The organism is Hydrogenophaga sp., assembly GCF_041633695.1.
Taxonomy (GTDB): domain Bacteria; phylum Pseudomonadota; class Gammaproteobacteria; order Burkholderiales; family Burkholderiaceae_C; genus Hydrogenophaga.
On record NZ_JBFJMY010000453.1, the window covers coordinates 1 to 3,323 of the forward strand.

Consider the following 3,323-nt stretch of genomic DNA (forward strand, 5'->3'; position numbering starts at 1 on the left):
AACTGCGCATCGTGGCCAACCTGGCGGTGGGCTACAACAACTTCGACCTGCCCGCCATGACGGCGGCGGGGGTGCTGGGCACCAACGCGCCCGACGTGCTGACCGAAACCACCGCCGATTTCGGTTTTGCGCTGCTCATGGCCACGGCCCGGCGCATCACCGAAAGCGAACACTTTCTGCGCGCTGGCTTGTGGAAAAAATGGGGTCTGGATTTGTTCGCGGGTGCCGAGGTGCACGGCAGCACGCTGGGCATTCTGGGCATGGGCCGGATTGGGCAAGCGATTGCGCGCCGGGGCGCGCACGGGTTTGGCATGCGGGTGATTTACCACAACCGCTCGCAGCTCGATGCGCAGACCGAGGCCGATTGCGGGGCGCGTTTCGTGAGCAAAGCCGAACTGCTGCGCGGCGCCGACCACTTGGTGCTGGTGCTGCCCTACAGCGCCGAATCCCACCACGCGGTGGGCCAGGCCGAAATCGCCTGCATGAAGCCCAGCGCCACCTTGATCAACATCGCGCGCGGTGGCATCGTGGACGAAGCCGCGCTGGTGCGGGCCTTGCGCGAGAAGCGCCTGGCTGCGGCGGGCCTGGATGTGTTCGAGGGCGAGCCCCGGGTGCATCCGGACTTGCTCACGCTGTCCAATGTGGTGCTCACGCCGCACATTGCCAGCGCCACCGTGCCCACCCGGACGGCCATGGTGCAACTCGCCGCCGACAACCTGATCGCCTACCTGACCGACGGCCGCGCACTGACCCCCTTGAACCCCGAAGTGATGAAGGCATGAGCTCTGAGCAGATCAGCTGGTTGGCGCTGGCCCTGCTGGCCGCGAACCTGCTGGTGGTGCTGTGGCTGGTGTTTCGGCGCACCCCCACCAGCGAATCGGAAGTCGCGCACCGCCAGCAGCTGTTGGGGAACCTGCAAAGCCAGGCCCAGCAGATCGGGCAGCGCATCGAACACGTCGAGGGCGAACTGCGCCGGGAAATCAACGAATCCTCGCGCGGTGGGCGCCAGGAAATCCAGCAAACCCTGGCCAGCTTTCAGGACTCCTTGTCCAAGCAGGGCGCGGAGGCCACGCGCACACAAAACGCCCAGCTCGATGCGTTCGCCCAGCAGCTGCTGCAGCTGCGCGGCACCCTGGGCGACACGCTGACCCAGCAGCTGCAGGCCATCAGCCTGGGCATGACGCACCAGGCGGCCGAATCCACGCGCACGCAAAACGCGCAGATCGACGCCTTTGCCCAGCAGCTGGTGCAGTTGCGCAGCACCTTGAGCGAGACCTTGACCCGGCAGTTGCAAGACCTGAGTGAAAACAACGCGCGGCGCATGAGCGAGGTGCGCGCCACGCTGGAGACCCAACTGGCGCAACTGCAGCAGAACAACGCCGCCAAGCTCGACCAGATGCGCGCCACGGTGGACGAAAAACTGCAAAGCACGCTGGAGGCCCGCCTGGGTGAAAGCTTCAAACAGGTGGCCGACCGCCTGGAACAGGTGCACAAAGGCCTGGGCGAAATGCAGACCCTGGCGCAGGGCGTGGGCGATCTCAAGCATTTGCTCACCAATGTGAAAACGCGCGGCATGTTCGGCGAGGCGCAGCTGGGCACCTTGCTGGAGCAGGTGTTTGCGCCCGACCAATACGCCACCCAGGTGGCCACGCGTCCGGGCAGCCGCAACGTGGTGGACTTCGCGATCAAGCTGCCCGGCCGCGGCGACGATGGCGCACCGTGCTGGTTGCCCATCGATGCGAAGTTCCCGAACGAAGATTACGAACGCCTGCTGGACGCCCAGCAGCGCGCCGACGCAGAAGGCGCGGAAACCGCGGGTAGGGCGCTGGAGCAGCGCATCCGGCTGGAGGCGAAGTCCATGGCCGAAAAATACCTGGAGCCACCGAACACCACCGACTTCGCGATCCTGTTCCTGCCCACCGAAGGCTTGTACGCCGAGGTGTTGCGCCGTCCGGGGTTGATGGAAGTCTTGCAGCGCGAGCACCGTGTGACCCTGGCCGGACCGACCACGCTGATGGCCATGCTGAACTCGCTGCAAATGGGCTTTCGCACGCTGGCGCTGGAGAAACGCTCCAGCGAGGTTTGGCAGGTGCTGGGCGCGGTCAAGACCGAATTTGGCAAGTTCGGTGACGTCTTGTCCAAAGTCAAAGCCCAGACCCAGACCGTGCTCAACACCCTGGACAACGCCGAAACCCGCAGCCGCGCCATGGGCCGCGCGCTCAAGACCGTGGAAGCCTTGCCGCAGGCGCAGGCCAGTGCGCTGTTGCCGGTAGACGCGAACGCCGCCGAGGACGTGTGATCCCGCAGCGGCGCGCCGAACTCGCGCGCCTGATCGCCGCGCAGGTCTGCCTGCACGCCTGCATGACCGGGCTGCGCATGGCCGCACCGCTGATGGCTTTGCGCACCGGCTACAGCCCGGCGGCGGTGGGCATGTTGCTGGCGCTGTTTGCTTTGTCGCAGGTGTTCCTGGCCTTGCCGGCGGGCCGCTTTGCCGACCGCCATGGCCTGCACAAGCCCATGCGCCTGGCCATCGGTCTGTGCACCGGCGCGGCGGGCCTGGCCGCGCTATTTCCCGTTTTCCCCGTGCTGTGCCTGAGTGCCTTGTGCACCGGCGCGGCCACCGGCATGGCGGCGATCGCCTTGCAGCGCCATGTTGGACGCACGGCGCAGAATGCCGCCGAGCTCAAGCAGGTGTTCAGCTGGCTGGCCATCGGTCCGTCGATCTCGAACTTTCTCGGCCCTTTCGCCGCAGGTTTGCTGATCGACGCCTCGGGTTTTCGTGCCGCCTATTTGCTGCTGGCGCTGCTCCCTTCGCTGGCCTGGCTTTGGCTGCGCCGCACCCAGCCGCTGCCGCCCTTGAGCGACGAGCGCCCGGTGGCGGGCCAGACATCCTGGGACTTGCTGCGCGAACCGGACTTTCGGCGCCTGCTGCTGATCAACTGGATGCTCTCGTCGTGCTGGGACGTGCACACCTTTCTGGTGCCGGTGCTCGGGCACGAACGGGCCTTGAGCGCAACCGCCATCGGTTCGGTGCTGGGTGGGTTTGCGCTGGCGGCGACGGCGATCCGGGTCTTGATGCCCTGGCTCACGCAACACCTGCGCGAGTCGGTGGTGATCACCACGGCCATGTTGTGCACGGCGCTGCTGTTCGCGCTCTACCCACTGGTGGACTCGGCCTGGGCCATGGGCGGCTTGTCGGTGCTGCTGGGCATTGCGCTGGGCTCGGTCCAACCCATGATCATGAGCCTGTTGCACCAGATGACGCCCAAGGCGCGGCACGGTGAGGCATTGGGTTTGCGCTCGATGGCAATCAATGGATCGAG

The 3,323-nt window shown here is 66.3% G+C and carries 3 protein-coding genes; all 3 read left to right on the plus strand.

Going from position 1 to position 3,323, the window contains the following annotated elements; genetic code table 11:
• On the plus strand, positions 1–782 hold a 782-nt coding region (locus ABYB95_RS19950; RefSeq protein WP_372660934.1), incomplete at its 5' end, for a 2-hydroxyacid dehydrogenase.
• Positions 779–2,299, plus strand: a complete 1,521-nt coding sequence (gene rmuC / locus ABYB95_RS19955) for a DNA recombination protein RmuC (RefSeq protein WP_372660936.1) — start codon at positions 779–781, stop codon at positions 2,297–2,299. The genes ABYB95_RS19950 and rmuC, both read left to right, overlap by 4 nt.
• Before the next feature lie 62 nt (positions 2,300–2,361).
• Positions 2,362–3,323: MFS transporter (locus ABYB95_RS19960; RefSeq protein ID WP_372660939.1), on the plus strand; the 962-nt coding region annotated here is incomplete at its 3' end.

Bases quoted from the DNA above. Each gene is read 5' to 3' on its own strand.
- rmuC (WP_372660936.1), top strand. From the start codon at position 779: ATGAGCTCTGAGCAGATCAGCTGGTTGGCGCTGGCCCTGCTGGCCGCG.